This window comes from Synechococcus sp. MIT S1220, assembly GCF_047303025.1.
Lineage (GTDB): Bacteria > Cyanobacteriota > Cyanobacteriia > PCC-6307 > Cyanobiaceae > Parasynechococcus.
In genome coordinates this window covers 881,224-899,204 of the sequence record NZ_CP138939.1, presented here as the reverse complement: position 1 = coordinate 899,204, position 17,981 = coordinate 881,224, and the positions used below count along the sequence as shown (strand labels likewise).

At 59.1% G+C, this 17,981-nt stretch carries 18 protein-coding genes and 1 tRNA gene; 10 read left to right on the top strand and 9 right to left on the bottom strand.

All coding sequences use genetic code 11. From position 1 onward, the window contains the following. Window positions 1–576: 576 nt before the first annotated feature. A complete protein-coding gene (gene crtR, locus SIB64_RS04165; protein WP_413442045.1) occupies window positions 577–1,599 on the bottom strand; it encodes a beta-carotene hydroxylase in 1,023 nt (340 codons plus the stop codon). Window positions 1,600–1,766: 167 nt separating this feature from the next. After that, window positions 1,767–3,356: an NCS2 family permease gene (locus SIB64_RS04160; protein ID WP_413442044.1), complete on the bottom strand. Its 1,590-nt coding sequence runs from the start codon at window positions 3,354–3,356 to the stop codon at window positions 1,767–1,769. Window positions 3,357–3,528: 172 nt separating this feature from the next. Here SIB64_RS04160 and SIB64_RS04155 point away from each other — a divergent pair, with 172 nt between their 5' ends. Beyond that, window positions 3,529–3,735 (top strand): chlorophyll a/b-binding protein, encoded by a 207-nt coding sequence (locus SIB64_RS04155; RefSeq protein WP_413442043.1) that lies wholly within the window; start codon window positions 3,529–3,531, stop codon window positions 3,733–3,735. After that, on the top strand, window positions 3,732–3,854 hold the full coding sequence (locus tag SIB64_RS04150; protein ID WP_413442042.1) for a hypothetical protein: 123 nt from the start codon (window positions 3,732–3,734) through the stop codon (window positions 3,852–3,854). The genes SIB64_RS04155 and SIB64_RS04150 overlap by 4 nt, the downstream gene beginning before the upstream one ends. Window positions 3,855–4,020: 166 nt before the next feature. Here SIB64_RS04150 and SIB64_RS04145 read toward each other — a convergent pair whose 3' ends face one another. Then, on the bottom strand, window positions 4,021–4,215 hold the full coding sequence (locus SIB64_RS04145) for a hypothetical protein (RefSeq protein WP_413442041.1): 195 nt from the start codon (window positions 4,213–4,215) through the stop codon (window positions 4,021–4,023). Window positions 4,216–4,312: 97 nt separating this feature from the next. Next, window positions 4,313–4,394, bottom strand: a tRNA-Leu gene (locus tag SIB64_RS04140). Window positions 4,395–4,445: 51 nt separating this feature from the next. On the opposite strand from SIB64_RS04140, the gene SIB64_RS04135 reads away from it, so the two are divergent. Both SIB64_RS04135 and ileS read left to right on the top strand, forming a co-directional pair. Next, on the top strand, window positions 4,446–5,021 hold the full coding sequence (locus SIB64_RS04135; RefSeq protein ID WP_413442040.1) for a hypothetical protein: 576 nt from the start codon (window positions 4,446–4,448) through the stop codon (window positions 5,019–5,021). 27 nt (window positions 5,022–5,048) lie between these two features. Further along, on the top strand, window positions 5,049–7,970 hold the full coding sequence (gene ileS / locus SIB64_RS04130) for an isoleucine--tRNA ligase (RefSeq protein WP_413442039.1): 2,922 nt from the start codon (window positions 5,049–5,051) through the stop codon (window positions 7,968–7,970). Here the strand turns inward: ileS and SIB64_RS04125 are convergent. Together SIB64_RS04125 and SIB64_RS04120 are read right to left on the bottom strand one after the other, a co-directional pair. Then, window positions 7,955–8,248 carry a hypothetical protein gene (locus SIB64_RS04125; protein WP_413442038.1) on the bottom strand — a complete coding sequence of 98 codons (294 nt, stop codon included), beginning with the start codon at window positions 8,246–8,248 and terminating at the stop codon, window positions 7,955–7,957. The two genes, ileS and SIB64_RS04125, sit on opposite strands and share 16 nt — an antisense overlap. 3 nt (window positions 8,249–8,251) lie before the next feature. Then, a complete protein-coding gene (locus SIB64_RS04120; protein ID WP_413442037.1) occupies window positions 8,252–8,863 on the bottom strand; it encodes a DUF3177 family protein in 612 nt (203 codons plus the stop codon). A 69-nt stretch (window positions 8,864–8,932) separates the two neighbouring features. On the opposite strand from SIB64_RS04120, the gene SIB64_RS04115 reads away from it, so the two are divergent. The 4 genes from SIB64_RS04115 to SIB64_RS04100 are packed head-to-tail and all read left to right on the top strand — an operon-like array spanning window position 8,933 to window position 13,141. Continuing rightward, window positions 8,933–10,189: an FIST N-terminal domain-containing protein gene (locus tag SIB64_RS04115; RefSeq protein WP_413442036.1), complete on the top strand. Its 1,257-nt coding sequence runs from the start codon at window positions 8,933–8,935 to the stop codon at window positions 10,187–10,189. A gap of 13 nt (window positions 10,190–10,202) precedes the next feature. Then, window positions 10,203–10,913 (top strand): tRNA (guanosine(46)-N7)-methyltransferase TrmB, encoded by a 711-nt coding sequence (trmB, locus tag SIB64_RS04110; RefSeq protein ID WP_413442035.1) that lies wholly within the window; start codon window positions 10,203–10,205, stop codon window positions 10,911–10,913. A 3-nt stretch (window positions 10,914–10,916) separates the two neighbouring features. Continuing rightward, window positions 10,917–12,212: an IctB family putative bicarbonate transporter gene (locus SIB64_RS04105; protein ID WP_413442034.1), complete on the top strand. Its 1,296-nt coding sequence runs from the start codon at window positions 10,917–10,919 to the stop codon at window positions 12,210–12,212. Further along, window positions 12,212–13,141, top strand: a complete 930-nt coding sequence (locus tag SIB64_RS04100) for a BadF/BadG/BcrA/BcrD ATPase family protein (protein ID WP_413442033.1) — start codon at window positions 12,212–12,214, stop codon at window positions 13,139–13,141. Before SIB64_RS04105 ends, SIB64_RS04100 begins: the two co-directional genes overlap by 1 nt. Here the strand turns inward: SIB64_RS04100 and glmM are convergent. Both glmM and SIB64_RS04090 read right to left on the bottom strand, forming a co-directional pair. Next, window positions 13,128–14,522 (bottom strand): phosphoglucosamine mutase, encoded by a 1,395-nt coding sequence (gene glmM, locus SIB64_RS04095; RefSeq protein ID WP_413442032.1) that lies wholly within the window; start codon window positions 14,520–14,522, stop codon window positions 13,128–13,130. The genes SIB64_RS04100 and glmM overlap by 14 nt on opposite strands. 78 nt (window positions 14,523–14,600) lie before the next feature. Next, entirely contained in the window at window positions 14,601–14,804 is a 204-nt protein-coding gene (locus tag SIB64_RS04090) for a hypothetical protein (protein ID WP_413442031.1), read from the bottom strand. 48 nt (window positions 14,805–14,852) lie between these two features. On the opposite strand from SIB64_RS04090, the gene SIB64_RS04085 reads away from it, so the two are divergent. After that, window positions 14,853–16,919, top strand: coding sequence for a transglycosylase SLT domain-containing protein (locus SIB64_RS04085; protein ID WP_413442030.1), 2,067 nt, complete (start codon window positions 14,853–14,855; stop codon window positions 16,917–16,919). Here the strand turns inward: SIB64_RS04085 and SIB64_RS04080 are convergent. Beyond that, window positions 16,851–17,351 carry a hypothetical protein gene (locus SIB64_RS04080; RefSeq protein WP_413442029.1) on the bottom strand — a complete coding sequence of 167 codons (501 nt, stop codon included), beginning with the start codon at window positions 17,349–17,351 and terminating at the stop codon, window positions 16,851–16,853. The genes SIB64_RS04085 and SIB64_RS04080 overlap by 69 nt on opposite strands. Before the next feature lie 63 nt (window positions 17,352–17,414). Between SIB64_RS04080 and SIB64_RS04075 the strand changes: the two genes are divergently transcribed. Then, complete coding sequence (locus SIB64_RS04075; RefSeq protein WP_413442028.1) at window positions 17,415–17,978, top strand: thioredoxin domain-containing protein; 564 nt, start codon at window positions 17,415–17,417, stop codon at window positions 17,976–17,978. Window positions 17,979–17,981: the final 3 nt, after the last annotated feature.

Here is a 17,981-nt window from a genome sequence, read left to right as displayed (position 1 = left end):
TCATCACAACGGGGGTTATCTTTAATACTTTTCAATGTCGTGGCTAATTATTACCTTTCATCCACATTTAATGCTCATCCAAGCATCCATGAATGTCGCGAAGCAACAGACTATCTAAGCCAAACCTTGGTGTCTATCGTCTTATGACTAACAGCAAAAAGAGGCATTTACAGTTTTGACCATAACATCTATCATCGTTGCTGTTACTGGCGCAGTGTTCAGATCTCAATTTTTTTGATCCGTCAAGATTTAATTGCAAGACAAATACAAAGACCACACTTGAGAATAGCTGGCCGAGGCTTGTTTGAGAATCACCGACGAAACCATGAATCACTTCAATAGACTATGATCAACTCCCCGTAGATCAAGACAAATTCGTCAAGCATAGGCCAATACTTACGAGTATGATCCAATTATTGTGACGAATCAATATTCGAAAATTATTAGAATTAGAACAAAGCCAAGAAATTCAATCATTTTATCTTGACATTCATTTATCGTTCATTGCAAAACAACAAACATATCAGATTATAAATACCAAAGTTTTATTAGTTGTTTGCGATGAACGACTACCAGCTATGACCTTGCTGCTGAGCGAGAACCTCGTGAAGGATTGACTGCAGTTTTGTGAAGAAGACCGATCCAACGACGTTGTAGCCGGCTCCCCGGCAACATTCTCGCGACGCGCCGCATGCGGCTTCGACGAGGTTTGTGGCTGCGAACACCAACAAGAATGTCGTACAAGAAGTTAAATCCGTCGGATTTTGTTTCGAAAATTCCGAGACGCTGAGGAGAACCTTTGGAATCAAAAAGGGGTTTTGTGGCCTCATACGCGGGCTTGTATTCAAACCAGGGAATGGACGGCCATAGGTGGTGGACTAAATGATAATTTTGCCCCATGATAAGAAAATTCATTAGTTGGCCGGGATAAATCCTTGCGTTTCGCCAGCGGTTTCTCGACAAAAATGGACGATGAGGCAAATAATCAAAGAAAAGCCCCAATGTGACACCCACCATCAGTGCGGGTGCAAACCAACAGTTGAAAACAAAGGACAGAAAATTGAATCGAAGCGCCGCAAGTACAATCACGATAAAGACACTTCGCTCAAGCCCCCACTGGAACAGCTCCCATCGCTTCCAAAGGCGCCTTTGAAAAAAGAACCACTCGTGATAAAAAAATCGAGGTGCTATTAACCACAGCGGCCCGAAGGTACTAACAATGTGATCCGGATCATTTTTGGGATCATTCACATTGGCGTGATGCTGGAGATGAACTCGGGTAAAGACCGGAAAACTGAATCCCAACAACAGAGCCGAGCCGTGCCCCATCAGCTGGTTGATCCAGCGATTGGGATGCGCAGCGTTATGACATGCGTCATGGATGACCGTGCCTTCAAGATGCAAGGCAAGAAAGCCCGTGCCGAGTAACACCGGCAGCGGCCATCCCCACGCGAACCATCCAAAACCGGTGAGCACGGCCAGGGCATATCCCCCCAGAAACAGTCCCACGGTGGGGTTCCAGGCTGATGGGGGATCGAGAAACTCCCTGGGAACGGACGCCAGACGTGGCTGCCGAACTGGAGCAGAGGTCTGGGTCATCCGTGCAAGAGGTTGTTCATCTGAAACATTCCAAAACCAAGTTAGGCAAAGAAGGAGCGAAAAGCGGGCCTTTTGGGTCAAATTCAGAGCGGCCGTCTTGGCCGCTCAATGGAGGCCAACAGCCCTACTAAAACGACCCGACCATCGCTTGACCAACCGACGCGGTCTTAAGTCTTCGCGCTCTGATCGTGGAAGGGACGCGCCGCGACAGTCGTCAACGTGACAAGCCCATAAGCCAGTGCCCAAGGTGCTCCAGCACCCCAACCCAACTGAACCACTGTGTCGCCCGTGGAAAAGGTCCATCCGTGCAAAATCCCGAACCAGGACAGTGCCGCAGCGATGCCACTGCAGGTTGCCGCGGCCCTGAAGCGGCCTTCGATCAAGTAGACGAGCCAAGCCGCCAAGAGCATGGCTGTGATGATTTGCCCTTGCTCCAAAGCAAAAAGACCCTTCGCCCAGATATCGGATCCAGCCAGCTCCCCGATCAAGGCTTCTCCAAAAGGCGCATCCACTGTTCCGACGTCGCCGGTTCGCAGTCCTGCCTTCAGCAGCATCGCTCCCCAGCCCGCTAACCCCGGGAGCATGCCCAGCGCAACAGCCGGTGCATGCTTCCGGGGTGTGCTCTGAAAAGCCTGTGCAGTCATGCTCAGACCGATGAACAGCAGGATCGCCATACCCGCCTCGATCGGAACAAGCAACGCCAACACGCCAAGCCCGCCGAGCAAGCAGATCGCGGCCATCACCACACCATTCAGCGAGGAATAACCAGCTCGTGCACCCATGGCTTTGAAGCCTGGATGCCCGATGTAGATCGTTGTGGGAAAACAGGAACCAAAGGCGGCCGCCACAACCGTTCCCAAACCATTAATCAGCAAACTGTTTCCGGTGGGGTATCGATCGCCTGCAGCTTCAGCACTCTCCAGGTTCTGCAGAGAACCCACAACATTGAATAAGCCCATCGGGATGATCACACCAAGCCACGGGAATAAGTCCATGCGCGCGTCCCATAGTGCTGAAAGCTGCAACACCGGCAGGTGCAGGGCGACCAGACCAAGTCCCCTCTCCCAGGCGATTGGATCCTGGGGCATTAAGCCGCTGATCCAGCCCAGGCCAATTCCCAGCAGAACAGCCATCAACCCTGTCGGCAGAGGCCAGCGGACCCGTCCGAAATATCCCAGACAGATAATCGCCAGGGTGGGCAAGCCCACTACGGGGTAGGCGTAACTCCTGAGCAAAAAACCCAGTGAGATGTAACCCAAGGCAATCCCAGCGAGGGTGGAGAGGAGCGAGGCTCTCGGCAGCCAGCGACGCAGTTGCTGTGCAACCAGAGCACCGGAGACTTCAATGCATCCAGACCCCAGACAAGCCATCGTTCCTGCCTTCCAGGACGCCTCCACCGCCTCCGCTTCGCTGAGCCCTGCAGACAGAGCTCCCAGCTTCACCGGCAACATCACCAGGAAGATGTAGGCCAGAAGCGTGACGGTGTTGATGCCGTAAGGAAGCGCTGTGCAGTCCTGACGGCTTTCTTGACGAGACAGTCGGCGCGCCGATCGTGCGTAAGCAAAATTGCCGAGCAAAAGACTGACCCCTGACGCCGGAATGATCGTGCTGAACAGGAGCATGTCGGAATAGCCGAGCACGCTTCGGCACAGTCCGACAGCCAGCAGCAGGGTGATCAGGTTGTTGAGACTGAGAGCCAGAAACCCATCCAGGTCCCCGCGATGCAAGGACCAAGAGCGCAGCAATGATCTGGGCATGCATCCATCGAGGAACGACTCCTAATTGCTGTCATAGTCCCAGGTTTCCACCGGGCCGAGAAATGAATTGAGCACAGGGCAGCCAAAAGAAATGAGAGCGCCGCCATGGGGCCCCAAGGCTCTTCACGTTTCTCAATATTTTGCTTAATATTTCTTGACACGCATTTGCGTCATGGATTCGTCCTCTGCTTCGCCTAACGATCAATGGTTTCAAGACGCGGCAGCGTCCCAAATCAAATCCGAACGGATGAGCCGCGCTGAGCTCCTGAATGGCCGTATCGCCATGCTTGGTTTCCTGATCGGATTGTTAACGGAAGCGATGACAGGTCAGGGGATCGTTCATCAGGTCGGTTTCGGCATTTTTGGTATCAACGGATGAACGACTATTCATCCGCCATCACGATCCTGATTGCTGTCTCGGCAGCTCTGACGATCGGAGTTGTCTTTGTCCTGAAACAACCGACAGATTTGCCGATTCTTAAAGACAAACAGGATTGATATTTTCTCTCAATCTTTTCAAATCATCGGCTTGTTCAAATAGACAGGTCGTTTTTGAGTGTAAGTTGCACCCAAAGCCAAGTTGCCTTTTTAGCTAATGCAATTTGGCAACTTCGAAATTTTTTTTGATGCAATCGATGAACTTTAGATAGGTTTTCAGTTTTTCTCAGGTACGCTCCTCTTCAGTGAGATATATTTGAACAATTGGAGAAATCTTCCCAGATTCAAGGGCTGCAATTTCGCGCTCAATATTTTCAATAAATAATTGATTGTTGTTAGTTCGGGCAACTTCAAGCACTTTCTTCAACCGTTCTATTTGTTCGAAAACATCCATTTTGAACTGACGCGGTTGGCCCACCATTCTCCGTGGTGGGCTGTTATGAGACCAGCTTTTTCAAGACATACCGCCTGATTGAGACAACGGTTCACAGATGCCGGCCAGAAACAGATGTTTGAGATGCCCACCGGGGGACTTGAACCCCCACGACATAAGCCACTGGTACCTAAAACCAGCGCGTCTACCAATTCCGCCAGGTGGGCTCGTTCAGCACTTTAAGGAGCAATCAGAATGAAGACAGATCGGTATCCCAAATGCTGGCAACTCTCAGCGGCGATCTCTGTCTTCTGCTCGGACTCGCTCTGTTGCTGCTTCCATTGCTGGCCGTTGAACTCAGTCGCCCGCGCGATGGCGTCTGGGGCGCGGTCGTACTGCTTCTGGGGCTTGTGCTGGTGACCGACAGCGAGCAACTGCGTGGTTCACCCATGCTTGCCGTTCTGTGCAGCAGCCTCTTGATCAGCCGCCTCTGTCTTGAGGTGGGCCAGGCGAGATGGCGAGTGCTGAGCGAGGAGGAGCAGGAGCGATTGGGTTCTCTTCAGCACTGGACGACCAACCTGCAACAACTCGTTCAAGCAGCGAGCAGCCTTGGAGCCGGCATTGGTGGGATGGCACGCCAGCTGAAGCCGTCCGGCCGCTCAGGCGTGTCAGGCAAAAAGTGGGTTCGCCCTGACTCTGAATCCACGGCTAAATCCAGTGGGGAATTTTCTGGAGAATCCATTGGGGAATCCGGTCCAGAGCAACGTCAGGATCCAGCCAAGGACATGCAAGCCCCCTCATCAGCTTCAACAGACTCGCCGCCCGAACCTGCAACCGACGGAGTCGAAGACTGATAATCCCCTCTCCAGCTGGGGAACCCTGTGAGCAAGGAGACGCGCGACGCCGCCGAAGGACGTCCCTCCTACAAAAACACGCTGAACCTGCTGCAGACCGGTTTTGGCATGCGCGCCAATGCCGTCAAGCGGGAGCCGGAGCTACAGGCGTTTTGGACTGATCAGGGCATTGATCTGAAGCTTGGTCTGGAGAACAAAGGCCCTGGATTCACCCTCCATGACGGACCTCCCTACGCCAATGGAGCCCTGCACATGGGCCATGCCCTCAACAAGGTGCTCAAGGATGTCATTAACAAATATCAGGTGCTGCGTGGCCGTCGCGTGCGGTACGTCCCGGGCTGGGACTGCCATGGCCTGCCGATCGAGCTGAAGGTGCTTCAGGCCATGGATCAGGAGCAGCGCAGGGCCCTGACGCCGATCAAGCTCCGCAAAAAAGCTGCCACCTATGCCCGCAAACAGGTGGAAGGCCAGATGAAGGGCTTCCAGCGCTGGGGCATCTGGGCCGATTGGGCCCAGCCCTATCTCACCTTGCAGAAGGACTACGAGTCCGCCCAGATCCGCGTGTTCGGGGAGATGGTCCTCAAGGGGCACATCTATCGCGGGCTCAAACCGGTGCATTGGAGTCCCAGCTCCCGAACCGCTCTGGCCGAGGCTGAGCTGGAATACCCCGACGGCCACACCAGCCCAAGCGTTTACGTCGGTTTCCCGGCCGTGGAGCTGCCGGAGGCCCTCCGCAAGGCCCTCAGCGACCAAAACCTTGCGCTGCCCTGCGATGCCACTGCGCTGGGAGAGACGCTTCGGGTCGCGATTTGGACCACCACGCCCTGGACCCTGCCGGCCAACCTTGCGGTGTCGGTGAACGAACGGCTCGACTACGCCCTGGTCGACGACGGCCAGGGCCGTCTGCTGCTGCTGGCTGCTGACCTGACCGAAGCCCTGAGCAACTCCCTGGAGCGCCCTCTCCAACGCAAGGCCACCGTGAAGGGAGCCCTGCTGGCTGGGCTGATCTATCGACACCCGCTGTTGGATCGCACCAGCCCAGTGGTGATCGGTGGCGACTACATCACCACTGACACCGGCACGGGCCTGGTCCACACCGCCCCCGGCCACGGCGTCGATGACTTCCACACCGGCCAGAAGAACGGACTACCGGTCCTCTGTCCCGTGGATGAGGCTGGCACCCTCACCGAGGAAGCAGGTCCGTTCGCGGGCCTGAACGTTCTAAGGGACGCCAACCCGGCGATCATCGAAGCGCTCGAGACAGCCGGCGCTCTGCTCAAGCAGGAGGCCTACGGCCACCGCTATCCCTACGACTGGCGCACGAAAAAGCCCACAATCTTCCGCGCCACCGAACAGTGGTTCGCCTCCGTGGACGGCTTCCGCCAGCAAGCCCTCGATGCCATCGATCAGGTGGAATGGACTCCAGCCTCCGGCCGCAACCGGATCGAGGCGATGGTGAAGGAACGCGGAGACTGGTGCATCTCCCGCCAGCGCACCTGGGGGGTGCCGATTCCTGTTTTCTACAACCGCAGCAATGGCGAGGTGCTGCTCAACGCCGACACCCTGAACCACATCGAGGCTCTGATCGGCGCCCATGGCGCGGACATCTGGTGGGAAAAGGACGAAGCCGAGTTGCTGCCACCCGCCTTCGCAGACCAGGCCGATCAGTGGCGCAAGGGCACCGACACCATGGACGTGTGGTTCGATTCCGGCTCCAGCTGGGCCGCTGTTGCCAGCCAAAGGGACAACCTCAGCTATCCCGCCGATCTCTACTTAGAAGGGTCCGACCAGCACCGCGGCTGGTTCCAGAGCTCGCTTCTCACCTCTGTGGCGGTCAATGGCCACGCGCCGTACAAACGGGTTCTCACCCACGGCTTTGCCCTGGATGAGAAGGGCCGCAAGATGAGCAAATCGCTCGGCAACGTTGTCGATCCGATGGTGATCATTGCCGGCGGCAAGAACCAAAAACAGGAGCCGCCCTATGGAGCGGATGTGCTGCGCCTCTGGGTGAGTTCCGTGGATTACTCGGCTGATGTACCGATCGGTGCAGGGATCCTGCGTCAGCTTGCGGATGTGTACCGCAAAGTGCGCAACACCAGCCGATATCTGCTGGGGAACCTGCACGATTTCGACCCCTGCACCAACGCCGTGCCGGTGGCAGAGCTACCGCTGCTGGATCGCTGGATGCTGCAGCGCACCGCAGAGGTGATGGATGAGATTACAGCCTCCTTCGAAAGTTGTGAGTTTTTCCGTTTCTTCCAACTGCTGCAAAATTTCTGCGTCACCGATCTCTCGAACTTCTATCTCGACATCGCCAAGGACAGGCTGTACGTCAGCGCACCTGCGGACCAGCGCCGTCGCAGTTGCCAAACCGTGATGGCTCTGATCATTGAACGCCTCGCCGGATTGATCGCTCCAGTGCTTTGCCATATGGCGGAGGACATCTGGCAGAACATCCCTTACCGGTTGGAGGAACGCTCGGTGTTCCTGCGTGGCTGGCCCACCGTTCCTGAAAGCTGGAGAGATGACACGTTGATGGCGCCGGTGCAGCAGCTCCGTGATCTGCGCGCCTCCGTCAACAAAGTGCTGGAAGACTGCCGCAGCCGTCAGGAACTGGGCGCATCGTTGGAGGCTGCTGTGCGGATCGACGCCCGGAGCAGCGAACTGCAGTCAGCACTGGGCTGGCTGAAGGACAACGGGACTTGTGAAGTCGATGACCTGCGCGACTGGCTACTGGTGTCCCAGCTGCAGCTTGGAGGGGAACCCTGGGCGGAAGTGCTGGCTAGCCAGGACGATGACGAAGCGGTGATCGAAATAACGCGAGCCCGCGGCATCAAATGCGAACGCTGCTGGCACTACGAAGCCGACGTCGGACAGCACAGCGAACATCCCGATCTTTGTGGTCGTTGCACCGGCGTACTGAACAGACGCGCTCACCAGCTGGCCTGAACCAGAAGGTCCGCGGGGTCCATCGGTCCGGCGAGCAACGTCTCTCCAGCTGGATTCAGCGGACCCAGCAACAACTCTGCTCGCTTGAGCAGGGTTCCTTCAGGGAGAACGGATGCATCGGGATCAAACGCTGTGGGATGCGTTGTGCTGCTGCTGAATCCACGGAAGATCAGCAGCTCGAACGGTTCATCGGACACCTGCCCCGATAGGCGGATGACGCGGTCTGGACGCAGGCGGGTGCGCTCCTCCAGGTCATGGATCAAATCAACATCTGACATCGCTCAGAAGCCTCCAGCGACCCTTCTCTGCCTCGGGAGACGCACGAGCAGCCATTGCAGAAAGCCTGCCAGGTAGGCGACAAGAGCGAGATAGCCGATGAAGCCCGCCACGCTCTCGGTCCACTGACCTCCAAACAGAAATCCGAACACGGTTTCAACCAAGCGATGCAGGCCCCTGGGCGCCTCGACCCAGGCAGCACAGAACGCCCCATCCACAACCTGTGTACAGCTCAACGCAGTGCCGGTCATCACCACACTCAACAACCCAGACCCGGAGAGGGCCCAACGCCAAACACGCACGGTCAGCGGCAACGGACGCCAGGCGGGAAGATCCTCGAGTTCCTCATTGAGATCCACCCAGAACCAAACCGACACCACCATCAACAGCGGTGCAATCAGTGCCGTCACGTAGCCAAGCGGCTGCTGACTGGTTAGCAGGAGCATGCTGATTGCCATCAGGCTCGCCACCTTCCAATAGAGGCTGATGAGACGAACCATCGAGGTCTCACGGCGGACGGCGGACCAGACCAACAGAACCAGGGGGAGCCCAAGAGCAAACGTGGCGGCAAGGCGATACGTCAGCCAGACCAAAGCTCGATAGGACAGCTCGTTCACCGCAGCGGTTCAAGGTGGCGTCATTATCAATCCCTCGCTTCGTGCTTCAAGGTTGATAAGGTCCGAACCATGGCCTCGTTCTCTCCACTCGACTGGTTCAGAGGATCCACCGACAAGCCGACCTGTCGCACTGCCTTGTCCACCCACCCATCGCTGGACAAGTCAGTTCAGGACGTAGCAGAGAGCCTGGGTCGTCGTGGCGATGCCGATTTGGCACTGGTGTTCGCCTCGACCAATTACGCCAGCGATCTGCCCAGACTTCTTCCCCTCCTCCGCCAACGCCTCACGGCCAAGCACTGGATCGGCTGTGCCGGCGGTGGCGTGATCGGTACCAGCTCCAGCGGCACACCCTCGGAGGTGGAGCAAAAACCTGCACTTAGTGTTTCACTGCTCACCCTGCCGGGACTGCAGATCAAGACTGCAGCTCTGGATACTGAGCGTTTACCCGATCTCGACGGTGCGGCACAGCAATGGCAGGACTGGGTGGGGATCGACCCTGAAAGCTGCAGAAGTCAGATCGTTCTGATCGATCCAACCAGCAACGGGATTAACGATCTGATCAGCGGCCTTGATTACGCCTATCCCTCTGCACCGAGAATCGGTGGGGTCGCTGGTCCTCACAATGCGCCGCACGGATCCCTGCTGCTGAACGACAAGGTTTTGAATGGTGCGGTGATCTGTTCCATCGGTGGCGATTGGAAATTGGATCCCGTCGTCGCCCAGGGATGTCGGCCAATCGGCCCTGTGTTCTCAATTGAGCAGGTGCAGCGCAACGTCTTGCTTGAGCTCAGCGATGGCACCCGCAAGGCGAGTCCCGTCGCCTGTCTACAGAGAGTTCTCGCTGACCTCACCGAACGGGAGCGGGATCTAGTGCGTCACTCGTTGTTCCTCGGCATCGAAAGCAGGGATCTGCAGGTCAACCCCGATGGCACCAACTCCGTGCAGGGGGCATTTCTGGTTCGCAACCTGATCGGTGTGGACCCGAACAATGGAGCGGTAGCCGTGGCTGATCGGGTGCGGCCAGGTCAGAACGTGCAATTCCAACTGCGCGAAGCGGATGCCTCCAGACAGGACGCCCTCGAGCTGCTCAAGGAAGCTATTGACGGCCGAACTGAACCTTCGTTTGGCTTACTGATGGCCTGTCTGGGTCGCGGCCAGGGACTATTCGGCACTCCAAACGGAGACGTTTCCCTCGCCCGGCAGGTGATGCCCGAGCTGCCGGTGGCGGGAGCCTTCTGCAACGGTGAGATCGGACCCGTTGGCGGATCAACCCATTTGCACGGTTACACCGCTTGCTGGGCACTGTTGCAACACGACCCGCAATAACTCAATCGAATCCTTGCGCCAACACGTCAATCCCCTCAGCAGGTTCTTTCAACTTCCTCTGCAACTGCCCTCTCCTCAGGAGCTGTTTCGACATCCTGAAAAGCCCATCCACCTCGACATCGGATGTGCCCGCGGGCGTTGCATCCTTGGCATCGCAAGACGCGATCAGGACTGGAACCACCTTGGCGTCGAGATCCGCAGACCTCTCGTCCTCTCCGCGGACCGAGAAGCACGCGATAGCGAGCTTGGAAATGTACGAGTGCTGTTCTGCAACGCCAACATCAGCCTGCAGGGCTGGATGGCACAGCTCTCTGCAGACCGATTGCAACGGGTCTCGATTCAGTTTCCGGATCCATGGTTCAAGCGACGGCATCGCAAGCGCCGCGTTCTCCAACCGGAACTCCTGCTGGCGATCGCAGCCGCACTGCAACCTGGCCGGGACCTTTTTCTGCAGAGCGATGTGCTGGAAGTGATCGATCCGATGGTGACGCTCACCGAGCTCAGCGGTTGTTTCGAACGCCCTCAGCAGGAAAATCGGCCCTGGAGGTCGGACAACCCACTCGGCGTTCCCACGGAGCGGGAGCAACTCGCAATCGAGCAGGGCTTACCGATCTACCGCGTTCTTTTCCTACGGAACCACCAACCGCTTCCTGAGCTGGCAGCACTGGAAAGGGAGTGGCAGGCGATCGATAATCCCGCCGATACCGTCAGCTCCGGAACCTGAAGGATGGTCGTTCCACTGCTGATGCGCTGGCAGGGCCAGCTGAGGGTGGGAGACGACGTCCTCCACCGCCTCGAGTGGTTATCGGCCTCCGTGCTGATGCTTCTGCTATCCGGCCTGCCACTCCTGACTCGGACGGGGCTGGCTCTGTTGATCGCGGCAACAGGGTTGCTGTGGCTTCTCTGGTCACTGGTGACGCCGGCAGAACGGATCAGTCCGATCAGCGGCTGGTTGCTGCTCTTTCTCGGCATCGCCGCGCTGGCCACCGGCTTTTCTCCAGTACCAGTCGCGGCGGCGAAAGGCCTGGTCAAATTGATCAGCTACCTCGGCGTTTATGCCCTGATCCGAAAGGTGTTGGAACGTGATCCGCGCTGGTGGAATCGGCTGGTGGCGGCGCTGCTCGGCGGTGGCTTGCTCAGCAGTGTTCTGGCTCTGCGCCAGCTGTATGCCACAACGGAGGAGTTGGCGCTATGGGCCGATCCGAATTCAATCACTGAAGGCACGATCAGGATCTATGGACCGCTTGGCAACCCGAATCTTTTAGCGGGCTATTTGCTGGCCATGCTGCCGCTGGCCGCTGTAGCTGTCCTGCAATGGAGCGGAATCGGCAGCCGCCTCTTCGCTGGCGTGACGTTGCTGCTCGGGGGCCTCGCCACCGTGTTGACGTACAGCCGGGGAGGCTGGCTTGGGCTGGTGAGCTGTCTGTCTGTCCTTGTTGTTCTGCTGCTGATTCGCGCCACACGTCACTGGCCCCCAATGTTGAGACGACTGGCCCCATTGCTGATGCTGTTCCTGGGTGCTGCTGTGCTTGCCATCGCAGCAACCAAAGTCGAACCGATCCGCACGCGCCTCGTGAGCCTGATGGCGGGTCGCGGTGACAGCTCCAACAACTTCCGAATCAACGTCTGGCTGGCATCAATCGACATGGTTCAGGACAGGCCGTGGCTTGGTATCGGCCCCGGCAACAACGCCTTCAACCGGATCTATCCGCTGTATCAGCAACCCAAGTTCAATGCGCTGAGTGCCTATTCCGTACCGCTTGAAATTCTGGTGGAAACGGGCGTTGCCGGTCTACTCGCCAGTCTGGGGCTCCTGTTCAGCAGTTTCCGCAGTGGCCTGCGCGGGCTCAGCCTGGATGAACCGGCTGCCGGCGCTTGCTTGGCCAGCCTGGCCGCGATTGCGGGCCTGCTCGGCCAGGGCGTTGCCGACACGATCTTCTTCCGGCCAGAAGTGCAGTTGATCGGCTGGTTCTGCCTGGCAACCCTGGCAGCGCAGACGCCGTCGTCCAACGAAACGAGCTAATGCTGCTGGCCGGTTTTGATGCAGGACAGACCACGACGCGCTGCCGAATCGTTGAGCTGGTGGGAGACCATTGGCGTGAAATAGCGACGGGGCTGGGCCCGGGAATCAGCCATCTGGAGGCAGCCAACGGCACCGAGCGCTTTCAAGCAGCCATCCGCACCAGCAGCGCCAATGCCGGAGCAATCGGCAGCCTCGATGCGGCGGTGATCGGTGCCAGCGGGATTGAACGGGGAACGCCACTGGAGGAGAGGGCTAGTCGGCTGATGGCCCGCACCCTCGACTTAGCGCCTGAACGCGCCCTGGCAACGGGTGATGAACGCACGGCTCTGCGGGGTGCGTTCCCCGAACAACCTGGAATCGTTGCGATCAGTGGCACCGGGATGATCTGCGTTGGCCGCAACGGACAAGGCGTGGAACATCGCTGCGGAGGCTGGGGTTGGCGGCTCGATGGGGCTGGCGCAGCCTTCGATCTCGGCCATCAGGGACTGCAGCTGAGCCTGCGCATGGCTGATGGCCGGCTCCCGGATCATCCCCTGCGGGAGGAACTTTGGAATCTTCTGGGATGCAGCAGCAGCGAGGAACTCAAAGCCCTGGTGGTTAGTCCTGCGTTCAGAACAGCTCAATTCGCCGCCCTCGCACCTGCAGTGGTATCAGCGGCAGAGAACGGTTTAAAAGAAGCGCGATGGATTGTTGATCGCTCGGCCGCAGCGCAGGCTGAAAGCATCCATGCTGTGGCAGTGGTCCTCGGGCTCAGCCAACCGCAGGTGGTTGGGCAGGGTGGTGCCTTCGAACATCTTCTGCTGTTCCGCAACGCAGTCAGGGAAGCCCTCTCAGAAACGCTGCCCGAGGCCCAGTGGTGTGACCCTGTGGGCGACGCCTGCGATGGAGCGTTGAATCTGGCCAGGGATCTGGTGATCAGGCCGCGTTGAGGTGTTGATCAGCGAGGGATGCCAGACGCTCCGTCCAGGACTCGACATCCGTTGTTTCAGCGGCTTCGACCATGACCCGCAACAACGGTTCCGTGCCACTGGCGCGAACCAGGACGCGGCCGCTCTCCCCCATCGCTGTCTCAGCGGCACGGACCGCGTCGGCCAACGGCTCACACGCTGCCCAATCCTTACGACGGCCAAGATCCGGGACCCGGACATTGACCAGCTTCTGGGGGAAAGCCTTGAAGCTGCAATCCAGCCAGTCACTAAGCGTGATCCGCTGGTTGTGGCACAGCGTTGCCAGCTGCAGAGCCGTTAGGACTCCATCGCCACAGAGCCCGTGGGAGGCCGAAAGGATGTGACCGGACTGTTCCCCACCCAGAGCAGCACCACTGGACAGCATCGCCGCATGGACGTGCTGGTCTCCCACTGGGGTGCGATCAAGCACCCCGCCACGGTCCTGCCAGGCCCGCTCGAACCCGAGATTGGACATCACGGTGGCGACGAGCCGTTGATCGGGAAGAACCTGGCGGTCCTGCAGAACGGAACCCCAGAGGAACAGAACGTGATCGCCATCCACGACCCTGCCGCGGCCGTCAACAGCCAGCATGCGGTCCGCATCGCCATCAAACGCGAAACCCATGGCCGCCTTCCGTTCGATCACGGCCTGGCGCAATGGATCCAGCTGGGTGGAGCCACAGTTCACATTGATGCGGTCACCGTCTGGTTCGCCGTGCAACACCGTCAGATCCGCCCCGAGTGCCTCGAACACTTCAGCGGCACAGGCCGTGGCAGATCCCCAGCAGAGATCGAGCACGATCGGCACCCCATCCAGACGTTGCTGGTGCACCGAGGCCATCAGGCAGTCCCGATAGGAGGCAAGCAGTTCAGGGCGATGCAAAGACGGGCCGCATCGAGCGTGATCATGGGGCTCGAGAGCCGAATCGCCCCGCAAGCCCTCCTCAATGCTGGCCTGCTGGGCGGCGCCGAGCTTTGCGCCATCAGCACCGAAAACCTTGATCCCGTTGTCATGCGGCGGGTTATGACTCGCTGAAACCATCAATCCCCCCGCAGCACCCAGTGCTCGGATCAGGAGCGGTACCGCTGGTGTTGGACAAAGGCCCAACGTCCACACCTCGCGACCAGCAGCAGTCAGCCCAGCCGTGAGCGCTGACGACACCATGGCGCCACTGCTGCGGGAATCCCGTCCGATCAGAATCGGGCCCTGGTCTGGCAGAACGCGGCCGCACCAATAACCGACTTGAAGGCAGAGCGCCGGCGTGAGCACCTCTCCAACCCTGCCGCGGATCCCGTCAGTCCCAAAGCCAGGCACAGCGTTCCCCAGGCTGGGGCCAATGGGATGAACCGTGCTTTGAACCATGGGTCTCATTCGTGGACTGCAGGTTACGGGCGCTGATCTGGCCAGGGAAGTGACGAGGGGACAGGTGCAGCTCCGCCCTCAATTCGACCGTTGCGGGAACCAAAGCACTCCGATCAACTCAAGTCCTGCCCAAGCGAACAAAACCGCCACGAACCAACCCGGTAGAAGCTGCAATGGCCAGATCCATCGCAGAACCCAAACCAGCAAGGCCAGCGTCAGCGCCAACCAAGTACGCCAACGCTGGCTGCGACCCGGGCGTCCGTAGGGCCGATGGGATGGCATCGCCAAAAATGAAGAACACAACAGAATGACAGCAGTCCCCGGCCAAGAGTGCACGCAGGTTTCCGCGTCGGAGCTGTCCTGCTGATCGGCACAGCAGCCATCAGCCTCAGCGCTGCGGTGCTCGGACAACGGCAGCTGAGACAACGGCATCAACCTCTGACGCCCGACACGTCATCGGCCCATCTTTGGCAAACCTACCGATGGTCTGTCGATCCCGATCGCCGACGGGAAGCAGCGTTGCTGATGGTCTCAAAGCTGGATGACGACCCAGCGCGACGTCAACGCCTGCTGGCAAGCCAAGGCTGGGGCCCATCACCGCTAGCGGCCGTCGCGCTGGGGTTGGAGGCCCAGGCAGCGGAAGACCTGCAGGAGCACCAGCGGGCACAACAGCTCTGGCGCCTGCTGCTGAAGCGCTTTCCAGCGGAACCAACCTCCGCCTGGGCTCGCAACCGGCTGGCCGGCCTGCAACCGGAACTGCTGATGGAGCTGCTGAACAAGCAACCCGGGCATCCAGCCGCCCTGGCGGCTGCGCAAACAATGGAGCCTGATCCGAAGCATGGCCATCAAGGAGCCCTGCATCTGGCGCGCTGGGGTGTTCGCTGGCCGGGGACAAGCCAACGGCTGAAGGACGCCTGTGAAGACAGCACTGCAGCACAGCCCACGCCTGCCCAAAGGCAGCAGCTCGCCCTTGGCCTCGCTCAGCTCGGCGAGGCAGACGCTGCCCAACGGTGCCTCAACAACTCTGATGCTGATCCCGCTGCAGCGCTGGCGATCGCGCGATCCCATCTCTACGGCGACGCCGAGGCAAAAAACAAAGCTAACCAGATGCTCCTTCAGCTCGCACAGGACCATCCCATGGCACCCGAAAGCGCGGCTGCGGCTCGCCTTCTGAGCGAACCGTTGCGTCCTGATCCCAGCCTGCTGGATGCACTTCCTGAATCACTGGCCAGCGGTTCTGCGGCCGTCGCCGCTGCCAGGGTGCGACTCGCCAACGGCAACAACGCCGTTGATGTGATCCAGCGATGGCCGGATGACCCCGAGATCTGGCAATTGCAGTGGGACCTTGCACGAGAAGCCCTGCTGCACGGGGATTGGTTGATCGCAACGCAGTTGCTGGAGCTGTTGCCATCCGGAACCCTCCCCGACCCCCTGGAAGCGCGGCGGCTGTTCTGGCTGGGTTTCAGCAATCAACGCGTGGGTCAAGATGACGCCGCCGAAACGATCTGGAATCAGCTGATCGATTCACAATCCGCCGGTTATTACCGCTGGCGCGCCAGGGTGCGCCTCAACGCGCAGACCGAGGATCTGGCGTTGGACGCCGAGCCGGCATCGAAGCGCTTCGCTGAGCCCTTGGGCTGGAGTGCTCTGGACAGCAGTGACGCTTTTGTGAACACGCTCTGGCGACTTGGCCTTAACAACGAAGCCTGGGAACACTGGCGCCTCACCCATGCCGCCGTTCAACCATTGCCCCATCCGGAACAGTTGGTGGAGGGTCGACTGCGGCTGGCCATCGGGGATGTCTGGACCGGACTGGATCGTTTGTGGCGGCTCAGCCTCCGCTGGCGGGGCATGACATGTGAGCAGCGCCAACAACTGCGGCAAAGCCAGGCGCCTGTTCTGTTCGCGTCGGAATTCAGCACTGGCGCCGAGACGAATGGACTCCGCCCTGAGCTGCTGCTGGCCATCACAAAGCAGGAATCCCGCTTTTCACCAGGGGTGCGTTCCATCGCGGGAGCGATCGGTTTAATGCAACTGATGCCCGCGACAGCTGCTGAGATGGCCGGCAGGCCCCTGACGGACACCGAGCTCAATGATCCAGGCTTCAATATCGATCTCGGAGCCGCTTATTTGCGCACCCTGCTGCGAATTTGGGATGGCAATCCCTTCCTTACAGTCGCGAGCTACAACGCTGGACCGGGCGCGGTGAACACGTGGCGAACCACCGAGCTCAGCACTGCGCCGGAACTCTGGGTGGAACGCATCCCGTATCCGGAAACGCGGTACTACGTCAAAAAGGTCTTGGACAATCTCCAGCTCTACACAGGCTCAACGGATTCCGATTGCAAACCAGGCCGTGCGGGGATCAGGCAAAAGATGTCCGATACAGATCCCTGAGAGCAGAACACAAAGCAGAAAGCACACGGTGAGCACCGCAGGGGGAACCACCCCGATGCGTGTGAGATCCAAGCGTGCGAGCAGGACAGCGGAAGAGATAATCAGGATGTCTGCAAAAAGATGCAGCCTTAGGGCAAGATAGATGCCGAGCGTGATCACCAGCAGAAGGATGACTACCAGGCTGAGCACCCGGCTGGAGGCCATCAAAAGGGACACACGCCGAACAAACAGGTCGGGCAGGGAGCAAATCACCACTACCACCACCGATTGCAGCAGTTCCACCGTCCAAAACAGGTGAATGCTCACGCCACGGGTGTCGTGAACATGCTCATGCAACAACGTCCAGTGATTGCCCATTACCACGGCGGTGGCGAACAGGACGAGGAGCATCGGAGCCCGCAGCGGCAGGATCAGCAGACGCATCAGAGCCATGGCTGAACGCTAGCCGCGGCAAAGCATTAGGCCTGCCAGAGTGCAAGTACTGCAGCTCAACGCATGACTGGCAGCTCCCGGCAGCCCTTGCTCGGACCCATCCAGAAGCTGCTCTTGGTGGCGGTAGCCCTCGGGCTGGCCGTCACCCTGCTGCTGGTGCGAGGTGGCCTGGAAAGCGAGTCCCCCATGGAGCAGCTGGCCCGCCGCTCTCTTGAGCCCGAAACAGCATTGAGCAACGGACGTCCAACAGTGATTGAGTTCTATGCGGACTGGTGCCAGGCCTGCAGGGAGATGGCGCCCGCGATGCTGGAGCTGGAGAAGGCCACCCGGAATCGGCTTGATGTGGTGCTGGTCAATGTGGACAACCCCCGCTGGCAGGATCTGATCGACCGCTACGACGTCAACGGCATTCCTCAGCTGGACCTCTTCGGGCCTGATGGCCAGGTTCGAGGCCGCTCCATCGGTGTCAGACAGCCCAGTGAGTTGCAATCGATCGGCGAAGCCCTGATCCGGGATGACCCGTTGCCTGCCCTGCGTGGGATGGGCCAAGGAACGATCAGCAACCTCAGACCTGACAAAACCATGGACACTGCTGTAACAACAGCGGGACCCCGGAGCCACGGTTGACCA

Coding starts and splice junctions, on each gene's coding strand:
- SIB64_RS04075 (WP_413442028.1), top strand. CDS start 17,415: ATGACTGGCAGCTCCCGGCAGCCCTTGCTCGGACCCATCCAGAAGCTG.
- SIB64_RS04150 (WP_413442042.1), top strand. CDS start 3,732: ATGAACGACTATTCATCCGCCATCACGATCCTGATTGCTGTCTCGGCA.
- SIB64_RS04100 (WP_413442033.1), top strand. CDS start 12,212: ATGCTGCTGGCCGGTTTTGATGCAGGACAGACCACGACGCGCTGCCGA.
- glmM (WP_413442032.1), bottom strand. CDS start 14,522: ATGGTTCAAAGCACGGTTCATCCCATTGGCCCCAGCCTGGGGAACGCT.
- SIB64_RS04115 (WP_413442036.1), top strand. CDS start 8,933: ATGGCCTCGTTCTCTCCACTCGACTGGTTCAGAGGATCCACCGACAAG.
- SIB64_RS04125 (WP_413442038.1), bottom strand. CDS start 8,248: ATGTCAGATGTTGATTTGATCCATGACCTGGAGGAGCGCACCCGCCTG.
- SIB64_RS04135 (WP_413442040.1), top strand. CDS start 4,446: ATGCTGGCAACTCTCAGCGGCGATCTCTGTCTTCTGCTCGGACTCGCT.
- crtR (WP_413442045.1), bottom strand. CDS start 1,599: ATGACCCAGACCTCTGCTCCAGTTCGGCAGCCACGTCTGGCGTCCGTT.
- SIB64_RS04155 (WP_413442043.1), top strand. CDS start 3,529: ATGGATTCGTCCTCTGCTTCGCCTAACGATCAATGGTTTCAAGACGCG.
- SIB64_RS04080 (WP_413442029.1), bottom strand. CDS start 17,351: ATGGCTCTGATGCGTCTGCTGATCCTGCCGCTGCGGGCTCCGATGCTC.
- SIB64_RS04090 (WP_413442031.1), bottom strand. CDS start 14,804: ATGCCATCCCATCGGCCCTACGGACGCCCGGGTCGCAGCCAGCGTTGG.
- SIB64_RS04105 (WP_413442034.1), top strand. CDS start 10,917: ATGGTCGTTCCACTGCTGATGCGCTGGCAGGGCCAGCTGAGGGTGGGA.
- SIB64_RS04160 (WP_413442044.1), bottom strand. CDS start 3,356: ATGCCCAGATCATTGCTGCGCTCTTGGTCCTTGCATCGCGGGGACCTG.
- SIB64_RS04145 (WP_413442041.1), bottom strand. CDS start 4,215: ATGGTGGGCCAACCGCGTCAGTTCAAAATGGATGTTTTCGAACAAATA.